We start from the raw sequence: 25,940 nt of genomic DNA on the forward strand, positions 1-25,940 counted from the left end.
GATTAAAACGCGCCAATATTCGACCAAGGAAGTACACGTTGGATAACATTCAATACAATGCAAGCCAGCAGGCAAGCTCAAATGGTTTACACATTCACTATGACAGTTTTGGTCGTCAAAGCGATCCTGCAATATTGTTGATCATGGGTTTAGGCACCCAAATGATCCACTGGAGCGACGACTTCTGCAAATTGATAGCGAGTCATAATTTGCACGTTATTCGCTTCGATAATCGTGATATTGGCAAAAGCACTTGGCTCACTGATTACCCAGTACCCAATCTGTGGGATTTTCTGGGTAACAGTTTGTTTAGTAGAAAGATAAACGCACCTTATTTGCTTGACGATATGGCGAACGATACATTGGGATTAATGGATGCATTGAGCATTTCTCATGCTCATTTGGTTGGCGCATCAATGGGCGGCATGATTGCGCAATGCATCGCAATAAAAGCACCCGACAGAGTCAAATCACTGACTTCAATTATGTCGACGACAGGCGATCGCTCACTACCTAGAGCTAGGGCTAAAGTGAGTGCCAAGCTTTTAAAGCCTGCCCCCAAACAATTAGATGAATATGTAAAACATAACTTGAAAGTGTGGGAGTTACTGCACGGACCGCACTTCACATTTGATGCAAGTCGTATTGAACAAGTTATTAGGTATTCAAGAGAGAGAGGTTTCAATCCTGCAGGTGTAGCACGTCAGCTTGCGGCCATTATTGATTCACCCGACCGCACGACCAATTTACGTCAGCTTGATTTACCTAGCCTCATTATTCATGGGGATGATGATCCTCTAGTGCCTGTTGAATGTGGAATCGCCACTGCTGAAGCGATACCCAATGCCAAATTACAAATTTTAAAAGGAATGGGGCACACGCTCCCCACACAACTTTGGCAACAAATTGTTGAAGATATAAACTTAATAAGTAAGCGTTGATAAGCTATTTGAAGCGAGCAAAAATCCCATTTACGCCTCTTACAAACCATCTTGGGTAGTGAGTAGCCCATTGCACAAGAAGTTTATTGGCAAGTTTATCCAAAAATACCACGTCGCCTTTCATACATGCCTTATAGGCTTCGTTTGTTAATTCCGATGGTTCGGCTTTGAGGAAGTTTGGTATGTACTTTTCAAAACCATCTGCGTGGTCGAGCATTTTTGTTTGCGTCATACCAGGGCATACGCAAGTAACTGTTACGCCTGTGCCACGCAACTCTTCAGCAAAACCTTCTGTAAAAGAGAGCACAAATGCTTTACTTGCGCCATAAGCCGCAAAATTTGGCGTTGGCATAAAGCTAGCAATTGATCCCACATTGATAATCTTACCTTTTCCACGCTCTATCATTGGTTTGACAAAGTGGTGGCTCATGTTAACAAGGCTTTGAATATTCAGTTGTATCAGCCGGTTTAAGCCATCGATATCACATTCGTGAAGTTTTTCGACTTGCATCATTCCTGCATTATTGACCAATATATCAATATTAATATTTTGTTCTTTAATTTCAGCAAAAATCGCCTCTGCTGCTCCCACAGGAATAAGGTCTGCCGCAAATGGATGGGCTTCTATAGCGTAGTTAGCTTTTAATTCTTGGGCTAAGGATGCTAGCTTTTCAGCATTTCTGGCCACAAGTACTAAATCGTGACCCTTTTTGGCGAAGGTTTCTGCAAAGCTTCGTCCAATTCCTTCCGAAGCGCCGGTAATCATTACTGTTTTGCACTCGTGCATTGTTTATACCTTAATGTTGGAATGAGACTAAGTGATTATAAGCATATTTAAGAATCAAATATTTATCATATAAAAAAACGGGCTGATATGCCCGTTTTTATATGCTAGATAAATATTATTCTGCTTTGCTAGGCGCATCACTACTTGCTTTTGTATCGCTTTTTGCCTGTGTTGCCGCTCTAGGCTTTGCTGCCGCTTTTGGGGCTGCTTTCGGCTTCGCTGCTGCTTTTGGAGCTGCTTTAGGTTTCGCTGCCGCTTTTGGAGCTGCTTTAGGTTTCGCTGACGCTTTTGGGGTTGCTTTCGGTTTCGCTGCTGCTTTTGGAGCTGCTTTAGGCTTTGCTGCCGCTTTTGGGGCTGCTTTCGGCTTCGCTGCTGCTTTTGGAGCTGCTTTAGGTTTCGCTGCCGCTCTTGGAGCCGCTTTAGGCTTCGCCACTACCCTAGGTTTTACTACTGCTTTAGTTGCATTTCTTTTTTCAATTAATGCAACCACAGCTGTAGTCAACTGATCTACCTTCGCGTTCAATTGTTCAATCTTATCGTCTTGTGACTGATTCGATTTAATCCCTAAAAACTTTCTACCTTTAGCTTGGAGCTCATCTCTTTTTTCAAAAAGTTTGTTTTGAATTTCGCCGCCACGAGTTAACAATTCATTGTATAGGCTGTTGGATTTTTCTTGCGCGGCATCGATTGACTTAGCAAGAGCGTCTCTGCTGCTATCAATAGATCCTAAACCTGCCAAAAAGGTATTTTTAGCCATATTTTCTAAGGTGTCTTTAGTCGACATTTTATGTCTCCTGTATAAATAAATGTTGTATCAAACCACAGTGATAAAGCGAAAAAGCATTAAAGCCAAGAACTACTTAGCGTTTTATACTAAGAAAGTTCTTTTACGGTTGCAGCTAAGGCATCAACTTTTTTCGACAATTCTTCAATTTTTGACGCAGTGTCGGTGTTATCAAGACCAAGTTGTTTACGAACATCTTCTACTCGTTGCTCTACTGAGGTTTTTGCTTTTACTTTTTCTTTTGTACTAGTTTCAATTTTTGTGCCGCGCGTTACTAATTCTTCAAACATACGCATTGTTTCGCCGTTGAATTTTTCGTATTGACTTTGGATTTCTTCAAAACCTTTTCCATACGCGCCAAGGCTTGCTAACCAAGCTTTTCTTGCGATTTCTTCTGCTGTGCCTATTGTGTTATTTACGCGTTCTAATGTTGTCATTTAAGTTCTCCAAGTAATTAAAAAATGTCGTTATAGCTCTATGATGATGAGAATATAAACAATAGGATTAGAAAGCGCATACTAAAAATGCAATTAATTAAAATTTATCAGTTTTTAACAACAACAGCCCCTAGCCTTAAAAGCCAATTAGCTGTAGATTAGGAAATCACTTACGTTTCATTGGGGCGACATACATTGAAAACTAAAGACAAAATATTGTTGATAAGTCTTGATTTGTTTAATACTCAAGGTGAACGTAATATCACAAGTGTCGATATCGCAAACGAGTTAGATATAAGCCCTGGAAATCTCTATTATCATTTCAAAGGTAAAGATGAAATTATAAACGCCTTGGTTGACAGTTACATTGCTAAAATTAACGGCATTGACCAATCTTCAGATGACAGCTTAGATTTTTACAAATACCTATTTCATTGCTTGGAAGCTATGCATTTGTTTAGGTTCTTGTTTCAAAACATTGCAGAAATTTCAGCCCAATATCCCTCTATAACAACAAAGTTACAAAGGTTGTCTAAATTTCAAAGACAGTATCTTCGCAGTACCCTTAGTCAGCAACAACGAAAAGGTGTTTTGAATGGTTCTTCAGCTGATCTAGACCTTTTGCTTGACGTGATCAGCCTCACGTTATTCCAAAGTCTCAATTATTATCAGATGCAAGGTGATTCGCTTGTTGATCCTAATATTGTTTATCGCACTTTGATGACTATTTATTTTAGTCTTCAATCGTATTATGCAAAAAATCAAGACAGCGCGAAAATAAAGACTGCTATATTGAAAAAAAATCTTGATAGTGATTAATTAACCTTGGGTAAAGGGTTGTCGTTTTCGTCATTCTCAAATAAAGCCAGCATCATTTTTCGTTCTTTGAGGATGATTGGATTGATAAAGTCATGCACATTTCCAAGCTTTTTAAAGGATTTAAACCCTTTTTCTAAAAATTCATGAAGACTCTTTACTCCCGCCACTTTTGCAGGTTTTCTTGAAAGCATCAAAATGGCAGAAATGCCTGAAATTTTAACAACTTGCGCTAAGTCTAATCCCAAGTTCTCGAGTAATTGAATTTGCTCTTCACGTTTCGTTTGGTTGTTACAGGCTTTGTAAGACGCAAAATAGCTATTGTGGTCAAGCGTATTTTTTCCTAAATCTTGTATCAACGATAAATCTAATTCTAGTGAAAGTGCATTTAATTTAAGAGCAGCTTGCAAAGATAAAAGGGCTTTATCAGGCAACAGTTTAGCCATTTTGGGCACCACTCTGGCCAATTCGTTATCACGTTGACTAAAGTCTTTAGGGCCGTATAGTTCGTCAATGAAAAACTGCATCGCCGGCTTAAAACGTTTTGACTGCCATAAGTCATCATGAGTAACGAGTAAACGTTTAGTTTGCCAAGCTTGTAAATGACGAATATGGGTAGTTAGATTGTTTTCTGCAATATGTTTTTGCATATTTTGGGTGTGTTGCAAAGACAAAATAATGTTTTCTAAGGTATTGGACATTGCGATCCTTTATGTAAGCGTCCTTTAGTTGACGGCTCTAATACACAATTTTACATCAACATGGTATTAAGGCCTATATAAAAAAGCCCGGAAGAACCGGGCTTTAATTAAGCAACAGTACTATCTGTTTCTTCCCATTTTGTCATGGCTAGCAACCCAATGGCCAGCTATTACTGCGCAACCCAAAGATATGTCACCCGCCAATACGGTTGCCGCTACAATTTCGGCAAATTTATTGGCTTTACCTTTACCAACACAACCCATTATTTCTAAACATTCTTTCTGTGTAGGCAAACCAGTACCGCCACCAAAAGTCGCAACAATCAATGAAGGTAAAGTAACAGACATGTATAGGTCGCCATTATCCAACAATTGATGCGATAGCATACCAGCGTGTGATTCAACCACATTGGCTTCATCTTGACCTGTCGCAATATATACCGAAGCAATGCCGTTGGCAGAATGTGGGCCATTATATGCAGCACCTGCCATGTGAGCTCCGGTATTTGCTAGTGTTGTCGCACCAGCTAGCATTTTGGTATCTACCTTCATCACACTTGCGAGCACTTCTTTTTTCAGAACAATTTCGGCAATTACTCGCTTGCCTCGAGAATGTAGCATGTTAAGGTGCGAGTGCTTTTTATCAGTATCCATATTACCAGATAACATATAAAAACACGGAATAGGGGAGTTAGCTTTAATCCATTCACAAGCAATGAGTGTGGCTTTCCCGACCATATTTTGACCAGCAGCGTCGCCAGTGGTGTAGTTAAATCGTAGATATTTTGTCTTGGAAACAGACCATTGTTGAATATGTTCTAATTTACCAACACTTGTGGTCGTTTCTGCTGCCGCTTTAATTTTATCGAAATTTTCAGTAACCCAAATCCCAAAATCCCTTGCTTGACGCGCATTATCGAATATAAAGGCAGGTGCACGTTGCATCCAACCCTCAACAACAGTTGTTTTGACGCCCCCACATTCATTAATAACCCGCATACCACGACTATAACTAGCGACCAATGTGCCTTCAGTGGTTGCCATGGGCACATAAAAATGGCCGTTAGCATGTTCACCATCGATATGCACAGGACCAGCGATTCCAACTGGCATTTGTACAATACCAATAAAATTTTCCACATTGCCAGGTAGCACAGCAGTATCGATACTGTATTGACCAGTATGTTCTAATTCTGCGCCAGTCTTTTCTTTAATAAAATCACGACGGATTTTGGCCATTTCATCGGTATGGTCATTTTCTGCATTACGTGGAATACGCATGTCATCACTCATTATATGGGTCCTTAATTGTTGTTAGCTTAATCTGAACATTCAAACTATATAAAATACTGCAAACAGTGTAGTAATATACACATTTAGTGGAATGGAAAACAATAAAATTATCAAATAAATAACAAATATTTTACAAGCTTGGTACTTGAACTTGAATTTCAAGTTTATTTTGCGAGTTACTCGCCTAACATATCATCCAAAACATATCTCCATCATAAACATTATGAGGGCTTTTTAGTACTGCCTGACTCTTTGGCTTGAGCAGCAATACTGAGCTTTAATAAGTCTTTGTAAGCCTCTTTCATATGTTGTGCTAGTTCGTAGATATCAGGCATAAGTTTTTGACATGAAATCACACCAAAATCAAGCCAACCGTTGTAACTTTGTAAGGTGATATTTAATGCCATCCCATGATACGGAATCGAAACTGGATAAGTACTAACTTGTTTAGCCCCAGCAAAGTATAGAGTGATGTTTGGACCCGGTACATTCGATATCAGCACATTAGCAAAGGGAGGTAAAGAATTCGCTACCCTGGCTCGTGTTAAAGTAGATGCAATGCTACTCACTAGCCAAGGTGCGCCAATTGACGGAAAATCGGTAGGCATTATAGATTTTACGTCTGACATTAGTTCTTTGGTATGAGTTGATGATGCATTTATAGCTTTTAATCGAGCAAGTGGATCTTTGATGGTAGTTGCCAAGCTCATACGCGCCATTGACACTTGATTACTTAGTTCTGTATTGCCCTCTGGTCGCACACTAACAGGGATGGCTGCTAACATATTCTCGTCTAAACTGAGTCCTTCGTCAGCAAAATATCGAAGCATACCTTCACCAGAAATTGCCATAACAACGTCGTTTAGACTAACGTTATTTAGTTTTGCAATTTCTTTGCTTTCTGCATGCGGAATTGAAAACCGAGCGAAACTTCGCTGATTGGTAATAGTGGCATTTAATGGTGTTTTTGGCGCTAACCAGTTCATTCTTTCTGCTTTACTGCCGTCAGCGTTTCTTGCTGGTTTAATAAGATCGTATGCTTTGCCCGTCAGTTTGGGTAAGTTTTTAGTTAATTTAATCGATTGACTAATATTATGCATAACCCCTGAAGCCGCTAATTCGGCAATGCCGTAGTTATCTCCATTGTTGGATTCTCGGCGACGTATGCGTTTTCTTGGCGGACGAGGTATAGACGACACATCCATTATTGCTTCCATCAGCACTTGTCCGCCCATCCCATCTAAGGCTGCGTGATGCATTTTTGAATAAAGTCCTACATAACGTGTTCCCTTAGGCAATTCATCAGGTACGGGTAAACCGTCTAGTATATGCATTTCCCAGAGCGGACGACTACGGTCAAGTAAACTAGAATGTAAACGAGCAACTAATTTATCAACTGTATTCCTAGTCGCAGGCGGCGGCACAATTACATGCCTAATGTGGTATTCAATATCGATATCTTCGTCCATCACCCAAATTGGGTTTGCGATATCAAAGGGCATATTGACCAGTTTTCGTTGAAAAATTGGAGCCATGTGCATTCTTTCTTGAATATGCTTACGCACGTCTTCCATAAAGTCGCCAGAATAATCAGCAGATAACTCCAGAATAGCGAGTCCACCAACATGCATTGGTGTTTCTGGTGATTCTAAATGTAAAAATGCGGCGTCTGATCCACTCAGGTGATCCATAGTCTGTCCTTTCGCTTTAAGCTGAGGTTATTCTAATACAAAACTTTACTTCGCCCTAATAGTACTTTGGGTCTTGCCTTTAATACTTCAGCAAGTAGCAATTTTTCTGTTGACAGACTGAATCTGCCAGCGATACCTGAAAGTCCTTGTTCTATCGGAAGTAGAGATGATAATCGTGCCATATAAAGTTGATAAACTGCTTCTTTTGCAGCGGCGAGGAGAGGGCTCGCTAACACTAGGTTTTTTTGGATAAGATAAGTATTAATATCGCCTAAAGACAATAAAATGGGTTTAGTTTTTGGCGTAAATGGCAACATTGTTTTGTACTTGCAAAAACGATTAATATTTTCAGCCGCGTGCAAGCCCATGTCCATCGCGTTGCTAGCTTGTTTAGGTAAGGGGGATGAATAGCTAGCAGAGTCACCAGCAACAAAAATAGAGTCAAATCCTTCCGCCTGTAAATAACGATTGACTGGCAAGCCATTGGCAACAATATTTGCATTTAGGTCTAGCAGATAATCAGGCAATTTGGTACCTGCTGTCCAAATTGTGATATCAGATTGAACAGTACTATTATCATCAAAGCAAATGCTAGCGTTTTTAACTTCTTTTATCGCTTTGTTGAAGTAAAAATGAACACCCAACTTGTTGCATTGTTCTATTATGTCATTGGCAAGTTTGCTGGGCAGTGATTGTAATATGCTAGATGATGACTCGACGATATTTAGCTTAATGTTTGTATTTTTTGGGTATTTTCGTAGCAGTTCGCCGAGCACTTCTACACCTGTAAAGCCACCCCCAATAATGTTGATAATGGTGCTTGTATTACTATTTATTGACGCCTGTATTTTATTATTTATGGCTAATGCATCGGAAGCTTGTCTGAAGCCAATGGCGTATTTGTCTGCTCCTGTTATGCCATAACTCGTGCGGCTATGCCCTGAAGCGATCAGTAGTACGTCATAATCTAATGTCTGCCCATCATTTAAAGACACAGTTTTTAACTCATTGTTAACCGATTTAACGGTTTGTTGAATGAAATGATGACCTAGTTTTGAGATGAGGGTAGTAAGTGGCAAGGACAAATAATCTTGTTTTTTAACATCTGATAGCATTTCATGGATATTTGGTGTCCACTGAAAATCCGCGCGAGCATCAATAACTGTTACAAGGTGGTGTTTGTCAATTTTGCTTGCGGCAGTCAGTCCAGCAAAATTGGCGCCAATAATAATTATGCGCGATTTGTAAGTGTGAGTGGTCAAAAATAATTCCTAATTTACACGGCTATTGTGAAGCGTCTCTGCTATTAACTTCCAAACTTGTGGATTTACGCCTAAGCCTAAATGTGAGCTAACTACTTCAATATTATTGGCTTGTGGGTTGTAAGTATCGATCGAAGCCTGCCATCCAACAACACCATCTGTTTTGCTATAAATAGATGTTACCGCTTGGTCGAACCCAATACAATTGCGTTGATGAACATCTATTTCAAAAGAGTCGATGTCAATCTTATTTAATGCAATGTATTGTTTTCCAATCGATGTAAATTTGGGCCCGCCTTTTATAGGTGTGCCAAGTGTAATGATTTCTCTAACAGATTTGGGGTATAGCCGAGCGGCCTCACGGGTAAGTACACCACCTAAACTCCAACCAATAAGGGTGACAGATTGACCGTTCAGTTCTTCAGCGATTTCTTCGCATCTTCTGCCTACTCTAAGCATATCGCTATTTACTTGGCCTTTATTTCTCCCTAGTTGAGAATAGTATACCTGATACCCCAAATAATGCAGATATGTACCTAAGGGTTTCATCGACGTATCGCTAGCTTGATAGCCTGGGACTAATAGGATGGGGCGACCGTCACCTTTTGGTGCTTTTGATAGAGTATGCGCATGCAAGCCAATAGCGGCGAACTCAAAAGGCGCTCTAACTTCAAGTAATATACTTAACAAGCTTGGTTTCTTGCATTGTGGTGGAGGTGAATGTTGTATTGTCACAAAACTTTTACCATTATCTTTATTCTCTACTAATATGGAGAACGTTTCTCGTGAAACCATCGAATCTGATTAGCACTATACTAGTTCATACTTCACAACAACTAACTAGATCATAGTGACTTTGATGTAATTTGTGTGCTTGCGCTAATCTCTTTGGCTTATTATATCGTATACCAAGGTTTATCAATATGCTTTAGGGGGACACATTGGCTTTAAAAGTATCCATCGATTTGTCACGAAAATTTATTGTAAGCGCAGATTCAGACCATGTTTTTGCTTTGTTGTCAGATGTTGAAGCATCTGCCGCACACTTCCCGAAAGTTCATGCAATCACAAAGATTGGTGATAATAGATTTAAATGGGAAATGGAAAAAGTAAATTTAGGCACTCACTCGGCGCAAACTGCATATGCTTGTGAGTACATAGCTAATAGCACGGATAAAACGGTTGAATGGTTCCCAATCAAAGGGGAAGGCAATAGCGAGGTGTCGGGGAAATGGACAATTAAGGAACTAAGTGCAGGAACTGAGTTGTCTTTTGTTACAAAAGCAGTGCTAACATTGCCCTTACCGGGCCTGCTTAAACTAGCAATAAGTCCAATGGTAAAAATGGAGTTTGCAGGGATGGTAGATACCTACATTACCAATATTAAAACAGTATTGGTGTAATAAATATAAACTTGGTGCTTTTAGGCAGCAATTGTAAGTAGTTCTATTACATAACGATAATAAGGATAGAAAAATGCAACGGTATGATATTATTTTGTTCGGCGCCACCAGTTTTGTAGGCGAAATATTAACGCGCTACATGCAAGAGAATTATCCCGTTGGCGGCAGAATAAAATGGGCGATAGCAGGAAGGTCTGAGGGCAAACTTAGCAAATTAAAAGCGTCATTAGGTGATGCCGCCGCAAACTTAGATATTATTGTTGCAAACACTGATGACGATGAAAGTATTGAAGCGCTTGTGACCTCAACAAAAGTCGTTATATCCACCGTTGGTCCTTATGCGCTGTATGGTGAGGTTGTTGTAAAAGCCTGTGTCGCTCATGGCACTGATTACTGTGATTTAACAGGAGAGCCACAATGGATTAAAGAGATGGTTACTCGTTACGAGGATATTGCCAAAATCTCTGGGGCTCGTATTGTGCATAGTTGCGGCTTTGATTCTATTCCATCGGATCTTGGCGTTTTCTTTTTGCAAGAAAACGCAAAACTGCAGTTTGATGAGTATTGCTCAAGCATAAAAATGCGGGTGAAAAGTATGAAAGGCGCTGCGTCGGGTGGCACTGTTGCGAGCATGATGAACATGATCAAAGAGGCTAGCAGTGATAGGGAACTAAGAAAGTTACTGTCTGACCCATACGCTTTGTGTCCATCAGACCATCCTTTCACTGTGAAACAAACTAATTTAATGACACCTGCCTACGATAAAGATATGCAGACATGGATTGCACCATTTGTTATGGCTGCAATTAATATTAGAATTATTCATCGAAGTAATTCGTTATTAGGTAACCAATACGGTAACGATTTCCTATACGACGAAGCAATGATGACTGGAAAGAGTATATTAGGAGGGATGGGAGCCGCTGCATTTTCTGCAGGAATGGGTGGCTTTATGCTGGCGGCGGTGATTCCACCGAGCCGCTGGTTAATGGAAAAAACAGTCCTGCCTAAACCAGGTGAAGGACCGAGCCAAAAACAGCAATTAGAAGGGCGATACGACCTTAGGTTTGTCGGTAAAACAAAAAATGGGCAAGAACTTCGGTGTAAAGTTACCGGAGACCGCGATCCTGGTTACGGTTCTACTGCTAAAATGTTAGGAGAATCTGCTATGTGTCTGCTTGAGGATATTTCAAAAGAAGACAAAGCAGGTGGTTTTTGGACCCCAGCGAGTGTATTTGGCATGCATATTGTGCAGCGTCTCGAAAAATACGCGGGTTTGAGCTTTACATTGCAGCAAGAATAGTGATTATAAAAGGTGTGCGATTTTGTTTTTAGGTCTTTCTGGAGTGTCTTTTTTGTGATCTAATTGCAAGCTGCACCGCTTTCGCTGCCTTTATTAACTCACCTTCGATTACATTTACCATATCATTAGCAACAGATTTTTCATGCGTGTTATGTTTATTATTTGCCGTATTGTTGGGTTTATGAACGTCAGGTGTGTCATAGTTTCTTTGATAAGTAGCGCGATAGTACAATTCGGTAAAGTGCTCCAATGGCCCAAATACCGCCTCTTGTATACTGGGCTTAATACGATCAACAAAACTAGCCAGTGTTTCATGAGCTTGCTTTTCGTAACCGAGTTTACTAAGTGACTTAAAAACTAGTGATAACGGTGTTTTAGTAGGCAGTGTAAACCAAGACCGATAGGGTAAAAATAACACTGCTAAAAACAGTCCAATTAAAGCGATAGTCAGTAATAGGAATTGAGTTAGGCTTTGTTTACTAAGTTCGCCAAAAATAGAAGTAATGATATTCGATTGGGCATCTTGATTAAAGCCAAGTACAAACTGGTTCCAATTGTGGTCAAGAATTGACAATTTTTCATCAAGTACCGATAGCCCTGCAAAATCAAAAAAGCTTTTTATATCACGAGCGAACACTTCACTTTCTTGATTGTTTAACGCAGACAGTAGACCTAATAATGTTCGGTTAGGGGCAACTAATGAGGTTGGATCAAAACGAACCCAGCCTAATTTATCGTCATATGCTTCAACCCATGCATGAGCATCATATTGTCTAACAGTTAATATATTTTCACCTTGTATTTCACCGCCCTGATAGCCCGTAACCATTCTGGCGGGTACACCTGCAATTCTTAGCATATAGGTCATTGCTGAAGCATAGTGAGAACAAAATCCTTTTTGATATTCAAACATAAAAGTATCAACTGGATTTATACTCATCAAAGGGGGTTTTAATGTATATGTAAAGGCTTGCGTTAAAAATAGCTGATTAATAGCATCCACTTTGTCGGTGAACGTCATTTCTTCGCTAATGGTTTCAGCCACCCACTCTTGAGTGCGCGGGTTAGAGTCGGTTGGCACTTGTAAATATCTGGAAAAGTCCACTTCATCTTTAAATACGTCTAAACGGGCATTGGTATAAGATGAAATAATGTATAAATTTGATTTTGTAGATACTTCATTTTGATACAGTTGATATTGCTGATTCATAAAAATCGCAGCATCGCCCATGTTTTCTTCAAGCAAAGGAATATCAAGAGAGTAAAGCCATCTAGTATTTGCTGGTTCGGCTATTATTAAGTAGCGAAACTGGCTGGTTTCTTGTGTATCTTCAAATTCAAAAGAGAACTTGTTTACACTGTCATAAGGCGTAGGTTCTCTTGCTACTGACCATGTTGATCCATCAAAGTAATCTAAAACGATAGATCTGAAATATCGGTCTTGAGAATTTGGCACATTATTGTTTTCAAATTCGGCCCTAAAAACGAGGTCATCTGATTGCGCAAGGCTAGCAATATCGCCTGGCGTAACTTGTTCTGATAAGCCAGTTTCTGTACTTTTTTCTATTTGAGTTTGCCAAAATGGTGGGAACCTTGGTACGACGATAAAAAGAACAAGCATAATGGGGCTTGCTTGAAAAATCATTTTGAGGCTTTGCTTAATGCTTTTGCCAATACTTAATACACCTCGGTTTAAAAAAAATGCGGTGAGAAAAAGCATGATCAAACACACAAAATAGTAAAGCACTAAATAAACGCTTTGGTTGTAAACAAAACCACATGCAATAAGGAAAAATAGCACAATTAGTATTAGGTGATAGTCAGCTTTGGTATGTAAATTGATGATCTTTAGGCAACACGCAACAACCAATAGGTTGACCATAGTAGCCATTAAACCAAAACTACCAGACATGTAAATTAACAGCAGCATGCAAAATATTGCTAACAAGTTAAGCGTAAGGTTTTTAATCGGCTCTAGTCGCTTTTTAATGCGTGCGATGGCGATAATAATAGAGCAAAGACTTAATATCCAAACCCATGTCATCATTGGTTCATGCAGCGTTATTAATAAAAGGAAAAATACAGCGATTAAGCTGCCGTATACAGGTAAGCTATTTAAGTTCTTATCGACATAAGCTTTCATGCTTTTGCCTTATGCTTGGAGGCGTTGGCGCTATCAGGTTTAGTCGGCGAAGATGAATAAAGGGCCAATTGAGACAAACATTCTTCAATGTGTTTTGGACCGGTTTGAGGTAATAACTTAGTCGTTCCCAAATCTAAACCAAATTTCACATGATCTTTTTCTAATTGCTGAATTTGATAACATAAGCACTGCAATGCGCGTTCTAGACCTAAGTGTTGTATGTCCTGCAATCGTAACCAACCTGATACTCCTTGATTTTCACTAAAATCCTTAGTTAACAATCCTTGGCCCTTTGCAAGGTGCTTCCAACTGATGTGATGAATGGGATCGGTGGCTTGGTATTCGCGTATACCTTGCAGATTATCTGATATAGCAAGTTGAGAATCACTTGATAATCCCAAATCGCTTTCTTCACTTTCTAGCACCAAATTCATAGGTGCCTTAAATATTTTCGGATAAACCAAAAAATCTATATCTGGGCTTAAATGACTCCAGCACTTAAACAAACCAAATCCATAAATACAGCTCAGGCTGACGCGAGGACTATGGTATTGACCCCGAGTATAGGAAGGTAAAGGAACCCGTATTGTTTTTTTTGCTTGCTGTTGTAAGCTAATAACCCCTTTGTTTTCGATTTGAAAACTTAGACATCCGCCTTGATAATCTTCGGTCGAATTGATTTGAATGGGTTGATATAGCTGCCTATTTTCGAAATCAGCTTGTATAGGTAAAAACTCAATTTTGTGTTGAATAAAGTAAAAATAACTATGAAATACCGACAGTAAAATAACAGCAATAAGAAAGTAGCAAAGTAAGAGAATGACATTATTCTGAAAATTAGTACCCAATACAAACAAACAAACTGCTATACCAATGCACGACCAACCAAAACTTGTCGGTAAGATAAAGGTATTGTTTATATTTAACTGAACCGAATTGTTGCTTGGGATCCGTTTATTCAGCCAGATACTGTGAAGGTCTTTCAACCAAGCTTTAAAACGATGCCAAGTATTTATTATACCCATGTGGCTTATGCAGCCATTGGATCGACTTGTTGCAAAAGATGGTCGCTAAAGGTTGTCGCTGTAGGAGAATTCATTTGGCCTCTTAAACGATGTTCAAAAACAGCCTGCAAAACATGTTGTACATCTTCTGGAGTAACAAAATCTCTTCTACGAACAAACGCAGCTGCTTGAGCTGTTCTGTACAGTGCTTTAGAGCCTCGTGGAGAAATTGCATTGGGGAAATCACCCGACTCTCTGCTAACCTTCACTAAATTCAAGATATAATTCAATACATCTTCACTAACACTAACGTTACCCACTTTTTCTTGCAACAGGGTCAATTGTTCTAGGCTTATGATCGTCGCTAACTTGGGTTTGTCGTCATGTTCACTCAGCATTGCTTTTTCAGAATCAAAGTCCGGGTAACCAATTGATAGTTGCATATTAAAACGATCTAACTGCGACTCTGGTAGAGGATGCGTCCCTGATTGATGAAGTGGGTTTTGACTTGCTATTACAAAAAACGGCGACGGTAAAGGTCTTGTTACGCCATCTATTGTGACTTGCCTTTCTGCCATCGCTTCCAACAATGCACTTTGGGTTTTAGGGCTTGCACGGTTAATTTCGTCGGCCAGCAATAGTTGGTTAAATATGGGGCCTTTGTGAAAACTAAAACTTTGACTGGTATTTTCAAATATATTGACGCCCAAAATATCAGCTGGTAATAAATCTGAAGTAAATTGTAATCGTGCAAAGTCGAGTCCAAATACGCTTGCTAGCGCTTCTGACAAGGTCGTTTTCCCCATACCGGGAAGGTCTTCAAGTAACAAATGTCCTTTGGCCAACAAGCAAACCAGCGCTAGCTCAATAGTGTCTTCTTTGCCTTTAATCGCTCGGCTAATTTGTTCAATACATTTTGCGATGTCGGAGCGCATGCAATGGCTTTCCTATAATTATTGACACTTCTAATTAACACAAGTGTGCATATCCACATGGTTTGGTCTTTTGTCGACTTTGCTTATTGACAGCTTAATCAAAATCTTGAATTAACTTAACTGACCGATATTCTAGCCAATTTTGTATCCATTTAACTTATTATTTAGCATACCTTAGTATAGCTAAAAGAAGCATATATTTTAGTGCATTTTGTTTTAAAGCGCAGCGCGTTAATGTGTCACAATTCACAAATGGTATATCATTGTGAATATTAATAATTAACAGGTCTTAATTTTTAGTGGCATAATGAATACACACCAAGTTTTCGCATAATAATTTCAATTATCATACTAGGAATCATTGATATGTCCGTTCATCCGCTTGCTGGCAAAAAAGCTCCACAATCAGAATTAATTAATGTCGCAAAAATTGTTAGCGATTACTACAGTGTTATTCCTGATGTTGAAGATATCAGCCAAGCTGTGAGTTTTGGTACGTCAGGTCATCGAGGAAAGTCTATTATTGGCAGCTTCAATGATGTACATATTGCAGCAATTTGCCAAGCGCTGGCGGAAGTTAGAAAGTTAAATGGTATTTACGGTCCGATGTTTATAGGTAAAGACACACATGCTTTATCAGAACCCGCATTGATAACCGCTCTTGAGGTCTTAGCAGCCAACTCAGTTCATGTCGTTATTCAAGAAAATAACGGATTTACTCCTACACCTGTTATTTCTCACGCAATTGTTCATTACAATCGTAATCGTAGTGAGAATTACGCCGATGGCGTAGTTATAACACCCTCTCATAATCCGCCTACAGATGGCGGTTTTAAATACAACCAGAGCCATGGCGGTCCAGCCGAGGGGACTGTTACAACTGCGATACAAAATAGAGCAAATGAAATTATCGCCCAGAACTTACCAATTGCGCGCATACCCATTTCTCAAGCAATGTCGTCTGAGTTTATTAAGGAGCAAGATTTTGCTAGCTTGTATATCGAACAACTCGACCAAGTACTCGATCTAGATGTAATAAAACAAGCAGGTTTGTCTTTGGGAACTGATCCTTTGGGTGGCTCAGGTATTCATTATTGGGATCGTATCGCTGAGCGTTACGGCTTAAATATAGAAATTGTAAACGATAGTTTAGACCAACGATTTTCATTTATGCCATGTGATAGAGATGGCAAAATAAGAATGGATTGTTCTTCTCCTTATGCGATGTCAGGCTTAATTGACCTAAAAGACAAATTTGACATTGCATTTGGTAATGATCCAGATTTTGACCGACACGGCATAGTGTGCCCTACAGGTGGGTTAATGAACCCTAATCACTATTTATCGGTCGCCATAAACTACTTAGCACAACATCGAAATCAATGGCCAAATACGGCAGCTATAGGTAAAACGCTAGTTTCGAGTTCAATGATAGACCGGGTTGTTGATAGTTTAGGAAGATCGCTAGTTGAAATGCCAGTAGGATTTAAGTGGTTTGTAGAGGGGCTTAGCAATAAAACCATTGGGTTCGCTGGAGAAGAATCAGCGGGTGGGATATTTTTAAATAAGCAAGGTGATACTTGGGCTACTGATAAAGATGGCTTTATTTTGTGTTTATTAGCTGCCGAAATGACAGCAAAAACGGGTAAAGATCCTGCTGAGCATTATCGGGCTTTGACCGCTAAGTTTGGTAAACCTGTATATACCAGAATCGATGTGGCTGCATCTTTGCAACAAAAGAAAAAGCTATCTGCTCTTAGCAAAGAAGACATTAAGGCAAGTCATATGGCGGGCGAAGAAATCACTAAAGTTCAAACCCACGCTCCTGGCAACAACGCGGCCATAGGTGGTGTCAAAGTAAGCACTCAAAACGGATGGTTTGCGGCTCGACCCTCAGGTACCGAAGATGTCTACAAAATATATGCTGAAAGTTTTTCGGGTGATACACATTTGACTAAAATCATCTGTGAAGCGGAAGAGTTGGTTTCTACAATCATCTAAGAAAAATGCTTATTTGTAATGTAAATGTTAATAAATATAGTAATTAATGTAAAAAATACGGATAAATAATATTGATATTTCAAATCAGTCTTAAAAATTAACAAAATATTTACATTCATACGTATGTTTTAGCTTTTACCCATTGGCGTTGTCCGTTTTGCTGTAATAAACTTCGGGCAAGTTGAACGTCCTTTGGAATACTATGAAAACACAAGCTAAAACCACCAAAAAAACTGTAGGTGCACAATCACCAATATTAGAAGACATGCTAGATAAAAATGTCTTTAAACAAGCTGTGATTAAGCATTTACACTCTACGTTAGGCACTGACGAAAACAAAGCGGATAATCACGCATGGTTTAAAGCGGTTAGCGCTGCTATTCAAGAGTTAGTGTTAGAGCGGCTTAGAAGCACACAAAAAACGCATTATTTAAATGATACTAGAGCAGTTCATTATTTTTCTGCAGAATTTTTGATGGGTCGGCTGTTGTCAAATAATATGCAAAATTTTGGATTATTCGAAACCGCAGATACTGCCTTACAAGAATTAGGCGTAAGTTTAAGTGACGTACTAGAAGAAGAACCCGACATGGCGCTTGGTAACGGAGGATTAGGAAGATTAGCAGCATGTTTTATTGATTCCTTAGCCACTATGGACTTACCTGCGATCGGTTATGGTATTCATTATGAACACGGTCTTTTTCGACAGGAAATTAAAAATGGGGGGCAAATCGAGCGGCCTGATAGTTGGAGAGACTACGGCAATCCCTGGGAAATTTGTCGGCCAGAATCTATTCAAGAAATTTCGCTATATGGTTATGTTGAAACTAAGTACGGTGATGATGGGAAAATTCAAAAAGAATGGCACCCAGGATCGATCGTACAAGGCGTTCCATGGGATATTCCTGTAGTTGGGTATGGTGGTGGCACAGTAAATGTGCTGCGTTTATGGCAAAGTAAATCTTCTGGATATTTTAATTGGGATGTATTTAATGCGGGAGGTTATGTTGATGCTCAACGCGAGAACATACAAGCAGAGACAATTTCTAAAGTACTTTATCCCAATGACGAAACTGAAGCTGGTAAAGAACTCCGGTTAATTCAGCAATATTTTTTCAGTGCATGTTCCCTTAAAGACATAATTAGAAGATATAAAAGAGCTCACGGTGACGATTGGTCTCGTTTTGCAGAGCAAGTTGTTGTGCAACTAAACGATACGCATCCGGCAATAGCAATTCCTGAATTGATGCGGATACTAGTAGACAGAGCCGAATTAGATTGGGACAGTGCTTGGGCAATATCAACCAAAACCTTTGCATATACTAATCATACTTTACTGCCAGAAGCGTTAGAAAAGTGGCCAGTAAGAATGTTAGAAAAAATTCTACCTAGGCATATAGAGATTATTTATGAGATTAATCATCGATTTATGCAAGAAGTAGAAAATAAATGGCCAGGTGATAATAAAATTAAGGCCAAACTTTCTATTATTGAGGAAGCTGGCGAAAAGATGGTTCGTATGGGGAACCTTTCGGTTATTGGTTCGTTTGCAGTAAATGGTGTCGCAGAAATCCATTCAAAATTAGTCAAACAAAATTTATTTCCTGAATTCGACCAACTTTATCCAGGAAAATTAACAAATGTTACCAACGGTGTAACACCACGTCGCTGGCTCAAAGCCTGCAATCCATTATTGTCAGACCTTATTAGTAAAAAAATTGGAAGTGATTGGCCTTTGCAACTAGATAAACTTGATGCTATTTCTGCATTAGCCGACAATAAAACTTTCCAAAACCAGTTTATGAAAATTAAACAAAAAAATAAGCAAATATTAGCGGACGAAATACTAAAACTTACTGGTATTAAGGTAGATCCAAAAGCTATTTTTGATATTCAGATTAAAAGATTGCATGAATATAAGCGCCAACATCTAAATTTGTTGCACATTATGGCTTTATATCGCCGTTTGTTAGAGGACCCAAATTATGACATGCATCCGCGAGTGTTTATCTTTGGTGCTAAAGCGGCGCCAGGGTATACGCTAGCTAAGACTATTATTTATGCGATTAATAAGATTGCTGACAAGATTAATAATGATTCACGCGTAAATAAAAAAATTAAAGTCGTTTTTTTACCGAATTATAGAGTCTCATTGGCAGAAAAAATGATACCCGCTGCTGATGTTTCACAACAAATATCCACTGCTGGTAAAGAAGCCTCAGGTACTGGTAATATGAAATTAGCGTTAAATGGCGCTGTGACTATTGGCACACTTGACGGTGCAAATATTGAGATTGCTGAAGAAGTAGGGGAAGACAACATATTCATTTTTGGCAATACTGTTGAGGAAATAACTGCACTTCAAAGTAAGGGTTACAAACCGTATGATTACTATTATAAAAATAGTGAATTAAAAGCGGTGCTTGACTGGTTAGATAGTGACTACTTTACACCTGGCAGACCTGGCGCGCTCTCAAGCTTAAAAGACAGCATGCTTAAAGGTGGTGATCCCTACCTTGTTTTAGCTGACTATGATTCATACTGTGAAGCAAATATTGCGTTGGATGAAGCGTATGGTGATTCCGCAAAATGGGCAAAAATGGCAATATTAAATACGGCTAAAATGGGGAAATTCACTTCGGATCGTTCTGTTAAGGATTATGTTGAAAGAATATGGAAGCTAGACCCTTGTACAGTTGATAAATAACTAAGCATCGGTATAAAAAACAGGTAATCACGAACATCCTAAAAAAACCGACTGAATTTAAGTCGGTTTTTTGCCTTTTTGAATAAAGTATTGTGTGAATGCACCGATATATAAGGGGAACGTAGTCGAGGACAATTACTTTTTGATGGCCCCTAATCACATTCAACATCTTAATGAACTTCCAAACCGCTATCATTTTATTGAGATAGTTTCTAGTATCGCTGAGCGCGAGAAACGGTTTAGTCTCATGTTGTTAGACGTAATGCGTTTTTCTGACGTATCTGCTGCTTTTGGCCATAAAGCAGGTGATGATCTTCTCTTACAAATCGTAAATCGTATTAACTTGATATATGACAATGCCATGGCAATTGGCAGAATCAGTGGTGATATATTTGGTGTTGTGTTTACCAATAACATAAGTGCAAGTAGTATGCGCGCAGAACATGAACACTTGTTTAACCACTTTAAAACACCATTAAGCGTGAATAATACAGCTTTCATTGCAGATTTTAATGTAGGTGTTGCAATACGGAAAAACCCCGATTCCAGTGTGAATACAATTATTTCCCTGGCTGAAACGGCTTTAAAAAAGTCTAAGTCTAATAGACATGAAAATTTCACTCTATTGAATGACGACACTAATGAGGCGACCGGACGAGGCCTGACACTAAAAGCAGATCTAACAAGAGCACTCGCAAAAGACGAACTTGAACTATATTTTCAACCAAAAGTCGACTTAAACGATTACAGTATTATTGGCGGTGAATGCTTGCTGCGTTGGAATCATCCATTAGACGGCGTTGTGTTTCCGGGTACACTATTAAAAGCGGCCGAGTCATATAACATGATGAACGAACTTGGCTATTGGTCTATCGATCATGCTTTGGCTGCGCTTGCAAAAATTCATGAGTGTGGTCATCAAATTAAAATCTCCGTTAATTTATCACCTACACAGTTGTACGACCAACATTTGACTAGCACGCTCAGATTATTAGTAAATAAATATAATATTCAAACCCACTTGCTTGAAATTGAACTTACAGAAGACGTTGCTTTATCGAATTCTCTGTTGGTTAAACGCCAATTAGCAGACATAGCCGATATGGGAATATCTGTTTCGATGGATGATTTTGGTAAAGGGTATTCTAATTTGAGTTTTATCCGCGATCTGCAGCTCAGTGCCATCAAAATTGATAAGGCCTTTATCTTAGCGTTACAGGATTCCCCAGTAAATTGCGCGATTGTTCAAGCGACAAAACTAATTTGTGACGCAAAGCAATGCGAAACTTATGCAGAAGGCATAGAATCAGTTGAGCAACTTGAATTGCTAAAATCTATGGGTGTTGATAAAGGGCAAGGCTTTTTATTTTCTGAAGCAGTTCCTTTGAGCGAGTTTCTTAACTTATTAAGAGTAGGGCACTTCTCTAAAATTATTCATCAAGAAGCTCGAAAAATAAGTTAAAGGTGCTACCATACTTCGTAGATTCGATTTACGGAGATTTGCGTGGAATTACTCTCTTTGTCTGGGGTTTCTCGTCAGTCAATTAAACAACTTATTAGCAACGATTATTTAGACTTTAGCCGACGCTACACTTTAGATTCCAACACATTTACCTTTTTATTAGAAAATGGAACGCATGTTAGCTTGCTTGCTAACGGAATACTTGGAATCAATTTAGCATCCGTCGATAAACATGCAAAAAGTATCGTTTTATCATGCGGCATTCATGGTAATGAGACCGCCCCCATTGAAATTTGTAGTCAGTTAGTAACGCAAATTTTAAATCAAAGTCTGCTAAGTAAACACCGTATCTTATTCATATTTGGTAATATAGATGCAATGAATAAAGGCGTTCGCTTTATCGATGAAAACCTTAATCGTCTTTTTGTCAGAACAAATGCGCCGGTTTTATTAAATACATACGAAAAAGTCAGAGCAGATACCATTAAACATATTGTTGACAGTTTTTTTAATGGGCCGCAATCGGAAAAAATCCATTATGATTTGCATACCGCTATTCGTCCCTCTAAACATGAAAAATTTGCGGTATATCCCTTTTTACATGGGCGAGAATATGATTTAGAACAGTTGGCTTTTTTGTCTGCTTGTGACGTTAACACTATATTACTTTCTCAATCACCAACGGGCACTTTTAGTTATTACTCATCTTTTTATCATCATGCTCATTCATTCACTGTCGAATTGGGTAAAGTAAAGCCCTTTGGTGAAAACGATATGCGCAACTTTAGCGCGGTTAAGAAACAATTAATTGCACTGTTGAGCAAAGAACAAGTGTTACTAAAGCACTATAACGATTGCCCAATTACAGTGTTTAAGGTTAATCAGGTGATAAATAGGGAACATGAAAATTTTTCGCTAGGATTTAGTGAGAATATTGCCAATTTTACCGAGTTTGATAAAGGAGATGTATTGGCAATTGAAAACGGAACGCCTATAAATGCAACTCATAACGGCGAAGCGATTGTTTTTCCAAATGCAGAAGTGGCGATTGGTCAACGCGCTTTATTAACGGTAATTCCTTGTGAGCTTTGAAATAGACCATCGTTTAAAAAGCGACTCTACCTTACTGGTAAAATGCAATCATATTCAAATTAGACTCATTCATGACAGTCGTTACCCCTGGTTGATTTTGGTGCCAGAATATAAAGATGTTTATGATGTAGATGATTTAGACTGGAATGTTCAACTTCAAGTATTGCAAATTTCTGCTTGGGTATGTAAAGCATTAAAAGTTGCGTTTATGCCAGATAAATTAAATGTGGCCGCGCTTGGTAACATTGTGAAACAATTGCATATACACCATGTTGCTAGATTTGAGTATGATGATACATGGCCTGGCCCTATTTGGGGGAAGGGTAAATCATTACCATATTCCCCGCCTGATTTTGAAAAGCGCAAAGGGCTAATTTGTACAACATTAAAAGAACTAAACCAAGGAGACTTGAATGCTTATTACTACGACTAATAATGTTGAAGGAAAAACAATCGAAGCTTATTACGGCATTGTGATAGGTGAAGCGATAATGGGGGCAAATGTTTTTAAAGACTTGTTTGCTTCAATAAGGGATATCGTTGGTGGTCGCTCGGGCGCTTACGAAGCAGAATTAACCAAAGCTCGAAAAATTGCCTTTGATGAAATTCAAAAAGAAGCCATGATGCTTGGCGCAAATGCCGTGGTTGGCGTTGATTTAGATTATGAAGTTGTGGGTCAAAATGGCAGTATGCTAATGGTCAGTATTAGCGGAACTGCAGTTAAAGTAAGTCAATAACTAAAAAGCCGATACATAACAAAGTAAACTTAAATCAAGCCTGAAGGTTTATCCTGATCATCTTCGGGCTTCTTGTTCTTTTCAGCTTCTTTTTGTTTTTCATATGCATCAGAAAACTCAAACGGTTTATTACTTTTTTTAAGCAGGGTGATGTTACTAATAATCACCGCAAAAACCACAACAATAATGACAATTACCCAAGTTAAGCTTAACTGCATAGTATATTCCTTTTAAAGGCCTTTGTTGTATGTATAACGTTCAACTAAATCGGGCAATTGTTTCAATATTTGCTCTTTACCCAGAATTTCGGATTTCTTCAATAGTATAAGCAGTGAGTCTAGATCAAAATCACTGATAATTTTGTTAGCCACCATTTTATGGGATAAATGCCAAGGTTCTCTAGCAACTCCGCCTGTATATTTTGAGTAAGGTAAATAAAAACCAAACGTGGCTGCATTATCGCTAATCCAATTGCTTAATTCTGCACAAGGGCCGCCATTTTCATACTCTGCGGGTACCAGTTCAAATTGATGTTTTCGCCGGGTCACTTCAGCTCTATCGTAAACATCAAAGTCGGTTCCCCAGTGATGTCGACTCGCGCCAGGTAGAGCTGACCAAAGCATGATAGCATGAATTTTTTGTTCATCGCTTAGATTTGCGGTATCTAGTACTTCGCCATTGAGGCTGAGCAATGGTAATTCCCCCCTCCATTTTTTATTCCAGATACTCAATTGTCTATCGAAACTCCTAAAGCTACTGCATACTTGAATATCTATATTTTCTGAAGCTGCTGCTTTTTGCATAGATAAAAATGCATCTATTGTAATACGATGGAGTTTATGTGGACCGATTAGAGGCGTTAAATGCTGCTCTGTTAAGCCCATTATTTGTGATGATGAGACGTTTAAGTACTCTGAGTTTTTGTCGTTTGGCATTAGCCTTATAGCCTCTAGCTAAGTAACTTTACTAATATTGCGTAATATACTTTTTCTAAACTTTTTACATTCTCTATGTTAACGCATTCGTTTATCTTGTGAATGGTATTATTTTCAGGACCAAGCTCAATGACTTGAGCACCAGTAGGCGCAATAAAGCGCCCGTCCGACGTCCCTCCAGCAGTGGATAATGTGGTGTCAATGCCAAGCGTTTCCGCTATAGCTTCTTGACTTGCAGCAATTAAGCTTCCTTCAGCTGTAATAAAAGGCAAGCCGTTTTTTATCCATCCGATAGTATAGTGAAGTTGGTGTTTGTCCAATATGTCTACAACACCTTGTTGCAGTTGTTCAGCCGTGACCTCTGTCGAGTACCTAAAATTAAACACTATTTCAATGCTCCCTGGCACAACATTAGTTGCGCCAGTACCGGCATGAATATTAGATATCTGCATGCTTGTCGCTGGAAAATACGCATTACCATTATCCCAAACAGTCTCTGCCAATTCACTTATTGCCGGGGCTACCAGATGAATTGGGTTTTTTATAAGATGTGGGTAGGCAACATGTCCTTGAATACCATGCACGGTTAACGTTCCGGTAAGCGAACCTCGCCGACCATTTTTTATTACATCCCCCGTTAGATTTGTACTCGAGGGTTCACCTACAATGCAGTAGTCAATTTTTTCTTTTCGTTCTTCCAGCGTGTCTATCACTCGGGTAGTACCGTTAATAAATGGGCCTTCCTCGTCGCTTGTTATTAAAAAAGCAATGGAGCCTTTGTGTGCTGGATAGTCTTCCACAAATCGTCTAGTCGCCACCATCATCGCAGCTAGGCTTGCTTTCATATCTGCAGCACCACGACCAAAAATAAAGCCGTCTTTTTCAGTGGCTTCAAAAGGAGGGCTTTGCCACTTGTCTATTGGACCAGTAGGCACTACATCGGTGTGGCCAGCAAAACAAAAGACAGGTTGTTTTGTGCCTTTGCGAGACCATAGATTGGTTGTATCCTCAAACACCATAGTTTCATTAGTAAAGCCAATATCAGCCAATAATTCTTTAAATAGTATTTGACATCCAGCATCGTCTGGCGTGATGGATTTTTTATTAATAAGTGTTTTAGTTAACGCAATGACATCATTCAAGGCCAAAAAATTCCTGATAAATTGAATCGTTGAACCCAATAATTAACTTTTTATTGTGTAATAAAATAGGGCGCTTAATCATAGAAGGATGTTCTGTTAACAGACCCACAACATTGTCTGAATTAATTGAAGCTTTAGTCTCATCGCTTAGTTTTCGATAGGTAGTTCCGCGTTTATTTAGAACTAGCTCCAGTCCAAAATTATCAATAGCGTCATGCAATACGGTTTCGTCTACACCGAGTTTTTTGTAATCGTGAAAATCGAAGGAAATATTGTTTTTTTGTAACCATGATTTTGCTTTTTTTATAGTATCGCAGTTGGGGATACCGAACATTTTAGTCATATTTATCCTTTAGCTTTAGTT

General features: G+C 39.0%; 25 protein-coding genes. 10 read left to right on the forward strand and 15 right to left on the reverse strand.

Going from position 1 to position 25,940, the window contains the following annotated elements; all coding sequences use genetic code 11:
- Nucleotides 1-38: 38 nt before the first annotated feature.
- Nucleotides 39-941, forward strand: a complete 903-nt coding sequence (locus RM552_RS04635) for an alpha/beta fold hydrolase (RefSeq protein ID WP_311367608.1) — start codon at nt 39-41, stop codon at nt 939-941.
- 4 nt (nt 942-945) lie between these two features.
- Here RM552_RS04635 and RM552_RS04640 read toward each other — a convergent pair whose 3' ends face one another.
- The 3 genes from RM552_RS04640 to RM552_RS04650 all read right to left on the reverse strand — a co-directional run bounded on the left by RM552_RS04640 (nt 946) and on the right by RM552_RS04650 (nt 2,949).
- Nucleotides 946-1,728: an SDR family NAD(P)-dependent oxidoreductase gene (locus RM552_RS04640; protein ID WP_311367609.1), complete on the reverse strand. Its 783-nt coding sequence runs from the start codon at nt 1,726-1,728 to the stop codon at nt 946-948.
- 115 nt (nt 1,729-1,843) lie between these two features.
- A complete protein-coding gene (locus RM552_RS04645) occupies nt 1,844-2,512 on the reverse strand; it encodes a hypothetical protein (protein ID WP_311367610.1) in 669 nt (222 codons plus the stop codon).
- Nucleotides 2,513-2,601: 89 nt separating this feature from the next.
- On the reverse strand, nt 2,602-2,949 hold the full coding sequence (locus RM552_RS04650; protein ID WP_311367611.1) for a phasin-related domain-containing protein: 348 nt from the start codon (nt 2,947-2,949) through the stop codon (nt 2,602-2,604).
- Between the two features lie 195 nt (nt 2,950-3,144).
- Between RM552_RS04650 and RM552_RS04655 the strand changes: the two genes are divergently transcribed.
- A complete protein-coding gene (locus tag RM552_RS04655; RefSeq protein WP_311367612.1) occupies nt 3,145-3,768 on the forward strand; it encodes a TetR/AcrR family transcriptional regulator in 624 nt (207 codons plus the stop codon).
- Here RM552_RS04655 and RM552_RS04660 read toward each other — a convergent pair.
- From RM552_RS04660 to RM552_RS04680, 5 genes are all read right to left on the reverse strand, one after another.
- On the reverse strand, nt 3,765-4,466 hold the full coding sequence (locus RM552_RS04660) for a DUF8198 family protein (RefSeq protein ID WP_311367613.1): 702 nt from the start codon (nt 4,464-4,466) through the stop codon (nt 3,765-3,767). The two genes, RM552_RS04655 and RM552_RS04660, sit on opposite strands and share 4 nt — an antisense overlap.
- A gap of 120 nt (nt 4,467-4,586) precedes the next feature.
- On the reverse strand, nt 4,587-5,759 hold the full coding sequence (locus RM552_RS04665; protein WP_311367614.1) for a hydroxymethylglutaryl-CoA reductase: 1,173 nt from the start codon (nt 5,757-5,759) through the stop codon (nt 4,587-4,589).
- 221 nt (nt 5,760-5,980) lie between these two features.
- Nucleotides 5,981-7,450: a WS/DGAT/MGAT family O-acyltransferase gene (locus tag RM552_RS04670; RefSeq protein ID WP_311367615.1), complete on the reverse strand. Its 1,470-nt coding sequence runs from the start codon at nt 7,448-7,450 to the stop codon at nt 5,981-5,983.
- Between the two features lie 32 nt (nt 7,451-7,482).
- Complete coding sequence (locus RM552_RS04675; RefSeq protein ID WP_311367616.1) at nt 7,483-8,712, reverse strand: NAD(P)/FAD-dependent oxidoreductase; 1,230 nt, start codon at nt 8,710-8,712, stop codon at nt 7,483-7,485.
- Between the two features lie 9 nt (nt 8,713-8,721).
- Nucleotides 8,722-9,447: an esterase/lipase family protein gene (locus RM552_RS04680; protein WP_311367617.1), complete on the reverse strand. Its 726-nt coding sequence runs from the start codon at nt 9,445-9,447 to the stop codon at nt 8,722-8,724.
- Nucleotides 9,448-9,653: 206 nt separating this feature from the next.
- On the opposite strand from RM552_RS04680, the gene RM552_RS04685 reads away from it, so the two are divergent.
- Together RM552_RS04685 and RM552_RS04690 are read left to right on the forward strand one after the other, a co-directional pair.
- The gene (locus RM552_RS04685) at nt 9,654-10,115 is read left to right on the forward strand and encodes an SRPBCC family protein (RefSeq protein ID WP_311367618.1); all 462 of its coding nucleotides are present in this window, start codon (nt 9,654-9,656) and stop codon (nt 10,113-10,115) included.
- Between the two features lie 73 nt (nt 10,116-10,188).
- On the forward strand, nt 10,189-11,418 hold the full coding sequence (locus RM552_RS04690) for a saccharopine dehydrogenase family protein (protein ID WP_311367619.1): 1,230 nt from the start codon (nt 10,189-10,191) through the stop codon (nt 11,416-11,418).
- Between the two features lie 28 nt (nt 11,419-11,446).
- Here RM552_RS04690 and RM552_RS04695 read toward each other — a convergent pair whose 3' ends face one another.
- The 3 genes from RM552_RS04695 to RM552_RS04705 are packed head-to-tail and all read right to left on the reverse strand — an operon-like array spanning nt 11,447 to nt 15,500.
- The gene (locus RM552_RS04695; RefSeq protein WP_311367620.1) at nt 11,447-13,561 is read right to left on the reverse strand and encodes a transglutaminase TgpA family protein; all 2,115 of its coding nucleotides are present in this window, start codon (nt 13,559-13,561) and stop codon (nt 11,447-11,449) included.
- Nucleotides 13,558-14,586 carry a DUF58 domain-containing protein gene (locus RM552_RS04700; protein ID WP_311367621.1) on the reverse strand — a complete coding sequence of 343 codons (1,029 nt, stop codon included), beginning with the start codon at nt 14,584-14,586 and terminating at the stop codon, nt 13,558-13,560. The genes RM552_RS04695 and RM552_RS04700 overlap by 4 nt, the downstream gene beginning before the upstream one ends.
- A gap of 5 nt (nt 14,587-14,591) precedes the next feature.
- A complete protein-coding gene (locus RM552_RS04705; protein WP_311367622.1) occupies nt 14,592-15,500 on the reverse strand; it encodes an AAA family ATPase in 909 nt (302 codons plus the stop codon).
- A 366-nt stretch (nt 15,501-15,866) separates the two neighbouring features.
- Between RM552_RS04705 and pgm the strand changes: the two genes are divergently transcribed.
- The 6 genes from pgm to RM552_RS04735 all read left to right on the forward strand — a co-directional run bounded on the left by pgm (nt 15,867) and on the right by RM552_RS04735 (nt 23,499).
- Complete coding sequence (gene pgm / locus RM552_RS04710) at nt 15,867-17,501, forward strand: phosphoglucomutase (alpha-D-glucose-1,6-bisphosphate-dependent) (RefSeq protein WP_311367623.1); 1,635 nt, start codon at nt 15,867-15,869, stop codon at nt 17,499-17,501.
- Between the two features lie 265 nt (nt 17,502-17,766).
- Nucleotides 17,767-20,208, forward strand: coding sequence for a glycogen/starch/alpha-glucan phosphorylase (locus tag RM552_RS04715; protein ID WP_311368277.1), 2,442 nt, complete (start codon nt 17,767-17,769; stop codon nt 20,206-20,208).
- A 145-nt stretch (nt 20,209-20,353) separates the two neighbouring features.
- Nucleotides 20,354-21,670, forward strand: a complete 1,317-nt coding sequence (locus tag RM552_RS04720; protein ID WP_311367624.1) for a putative bifunctional diguanylate cyclase/phosphodiesterase — start codon at nt 20,354-20,356, stop codon at nt 21,668-21,670.
- A gap of 42 nt (nt 21,671-21,712) precedes the next feature.
- A complete protein-coding gene (astE, locus tag RM552_RS04725) occupies nt 21,713-22,762 on the forward strand; it encodes a succinylglutamate desuccinylase (protein ID WP_311367625.1) in 1,050 nt (349 codons plus the stop codon).
- Complete coding sequence (locus tag RM552_RS04730) at nt 22,752-23,195, forward strand: HIT domain-containing protein (protein ID WP_311367626.1); 444 nt, start codon at nt 22,752-22,754, stop codon at nt 23,193-23,195. The genes astE and RM552_RS04730 overlap by 11 nt, the downstream gene beginning before the upstream one ends.
- On the forward strand, nt 23,176-23,499 hold the full coding sequence (locus RM552_RS04735) for a heavy metal-binding domain-containing protein (RefSeq protein WP_311367627.1): 324 nt from the start codon (nt 23,176-23,178) through the stop codon (nt 23,497-23,499). The genes RM552_RS04730 and RM552_RS04735 overlap by 20 nt, the downstream gene beginning before the upstream one ends.
- 29 nt (nt 23,500-23,528) lie before the next feature.
- Here the strand turns inward: RM552_RS04735 and RM552_RS04740 are convergent, their stop codons facing one another.
- From RM552_RS04740 to RM552_RS04755, 4 genes are read right to left on the reverse strand one after another with little or no spacing between them, the layout of a single operon-like run.
- The gene (locus RM552_RS04740; protein ID WP_311367628.1) at nt 23,529-23,717 is read right to left on the reverse strand and encodes a DUF2897 family protein; all 189 of its coding nucleotides are present in this window, start codon (nt 23,715-23,717) and stop codon (nt 23,529-23,531) included.
- Between the two features lie 12 nt (nt 23,718-23,729).
- Nucleotides 23,730-24,434 (reverse strand): M15 family metallopeptidase, encoded by a 705-nt coding sequence (locus tag RM552_RS04745; protein ID WP_311367629.1) that lies wholly within the window; start codon nt 24,432-24,434, stop codon nt 23,730-23,732.
- A 14-nt stretch (nt 24,435-24,448) separates the two neighbouring features.
- The gene (gene dapE, locus RM552_RS04750; protein ID WP_311368278.1) at nt 24,449-25,576 is read right to left on the reverse strand and encodes a succinyl-diaminopimelate desuccinylase; all 1,128 of its coding nucleotides are present in this window, start codon (nt 25,574-25,576) and stop codon (nt 24,449-24,451) included.
- Nucleotides 25,569-25,919 (reverse strand): ArsC family reductase, encoded by a 351-nt coding sequence (locus RM552_RS04755; RefSeq protein WP_311367630.1) that lies wholly within the window; start codon nt 25,917-25,919, stop codon nt 25,569-25,571. Before RM552_RS04755 ends, dapE begins: the two co-directional genes overlap by 8 nt.
- Between the last annotated feature and the right edge of the window lie 21 nt (nt 25,920-25,940).

Source organism: Glaciecola petra, assembly GCF_031846345.1.
GTDB classification, from domain to species: domain Bacteria; phylum Pseudomonadota; class Gammaproteobacteria; order Enterobacterales; family Alteromonadaceae; genus Glaciecola; species Glaciecola petra.

Bases quoted from the DNA above. Each gene is read 5' to 3' on its own strand.
- RM552_RS04735 (WP_311367627.1), top strand. From the start codon at position 23,176: ATGCTTATTACTACGACTAATAATGTTGAAGGAAAAACAATCGAAGCT.
- RM552_RS04745 (WP_311367629.1), bottom strand. From the start codon at position 24,434: ATGCCAAACGACAAAAACTCAGAGTACTTAAACGTCTCATCATCACAA.
- pgm (WP_311367623.1), top strand. From the start codon at position 15,867: ATGTCCGTTCATCCGCTTGCTGGCAAAAAAGCTCCACAATCAGAATTA.
- RM552_RS04640 (WP_311367609.1), bottom strand. From the start codon at position 1,728: ATGCACGAGTGCAAAACAGTAATGATTACCGGCGCTTCGGAAGGAATT.
- RM552_RS04670 (WP_311367615.1), bottom strand. From the start codon at position 7,450: ATGGATCACCTGAGTGGATCAGACGCCGCATTTTTACATTTAGAATCA.
- RM552_RS04705 (WP_311367622.1), bottom strand. From the start codon at position 15,500: ATGCGCTCCGACATCGCAAAATGTATTGAACAAATTAGCCGAGCGATT.
- RM552_RS04755 (WP_311367630.1), bottom strand. From the start codon at position 25,919: ATGACTAAAATGTTCGGTATCCCCAACTGCGATACTATAAAAAAAGCA.
- RM552_RS04720 (WP_311367624.1), top strand. From the start codon at position 20,354: ATGGCCCCTAATCACATTCAACATCTTAATGAACTTCCAAACCGCTAT.
- RM552_RS04740 (WP_311367628.1), bottom strand. From the start codon at position 23,717: ATGCAGTTAAGCTTAACTTGGGTAATTGTCATTATTGTTGTGGTTTTT.
- RM552_RS04695 (WP_311367620.1), bottom strand. From the start codon at position 13,561: ATGAAAGCTTATGTCGATAAGAACTTAAATAGCTTACCTGTATACGGC.
- RM552_RS04690 (WP_311367619.1), top strand. From the start codon at position 10,189: ATGCAACGGTATGATATTATTTTGTTCGGCGCCACCAGTTTTGTAGGC.
- RM552_RS04660 (WP_311367613.1), bottom strand. From the start codon at position 4,466: ATGTCCAATACCTTAGAAAACATTATTTTGTCTTTGCAACACACCCAA.
- RM552_RS04665 (WP_311367614.1), bottom strand. From the start codon at position 5,759: ATGAGTGATGACATGCGTATTCCACGTAATGCAGAAAATGACCATACC.
- RM552_RS04650 (WP_311367611.1), bottom strand. From the start codon at position 2,949: ATGACAACATTAGAACGCGTAAATAACACAATAGGCACAGCAGAAGAA.
- RM552_RS04645 (WP_311367610.1), bottom strand. From the start codon at position 2,512: ATGTCGACTAAAGACACCTTAGAAAATATGGCTAAAAATACCTTTTTG.
- RM552_RS04700 (WP_311367621.1), bottom strand. From the start codon at position 14,586: ATGGGTATAATAAATACTTGGCATCGTTTTAAAGCTTGGTTGAAAGAC.
- RM552_RS04715 (WP_311368277.1), top strand. From the start codon at position 17,767: ATGCTAGATAAAAATGTCTTTAAACAAGCTGTGATTAAGCATTTACAC.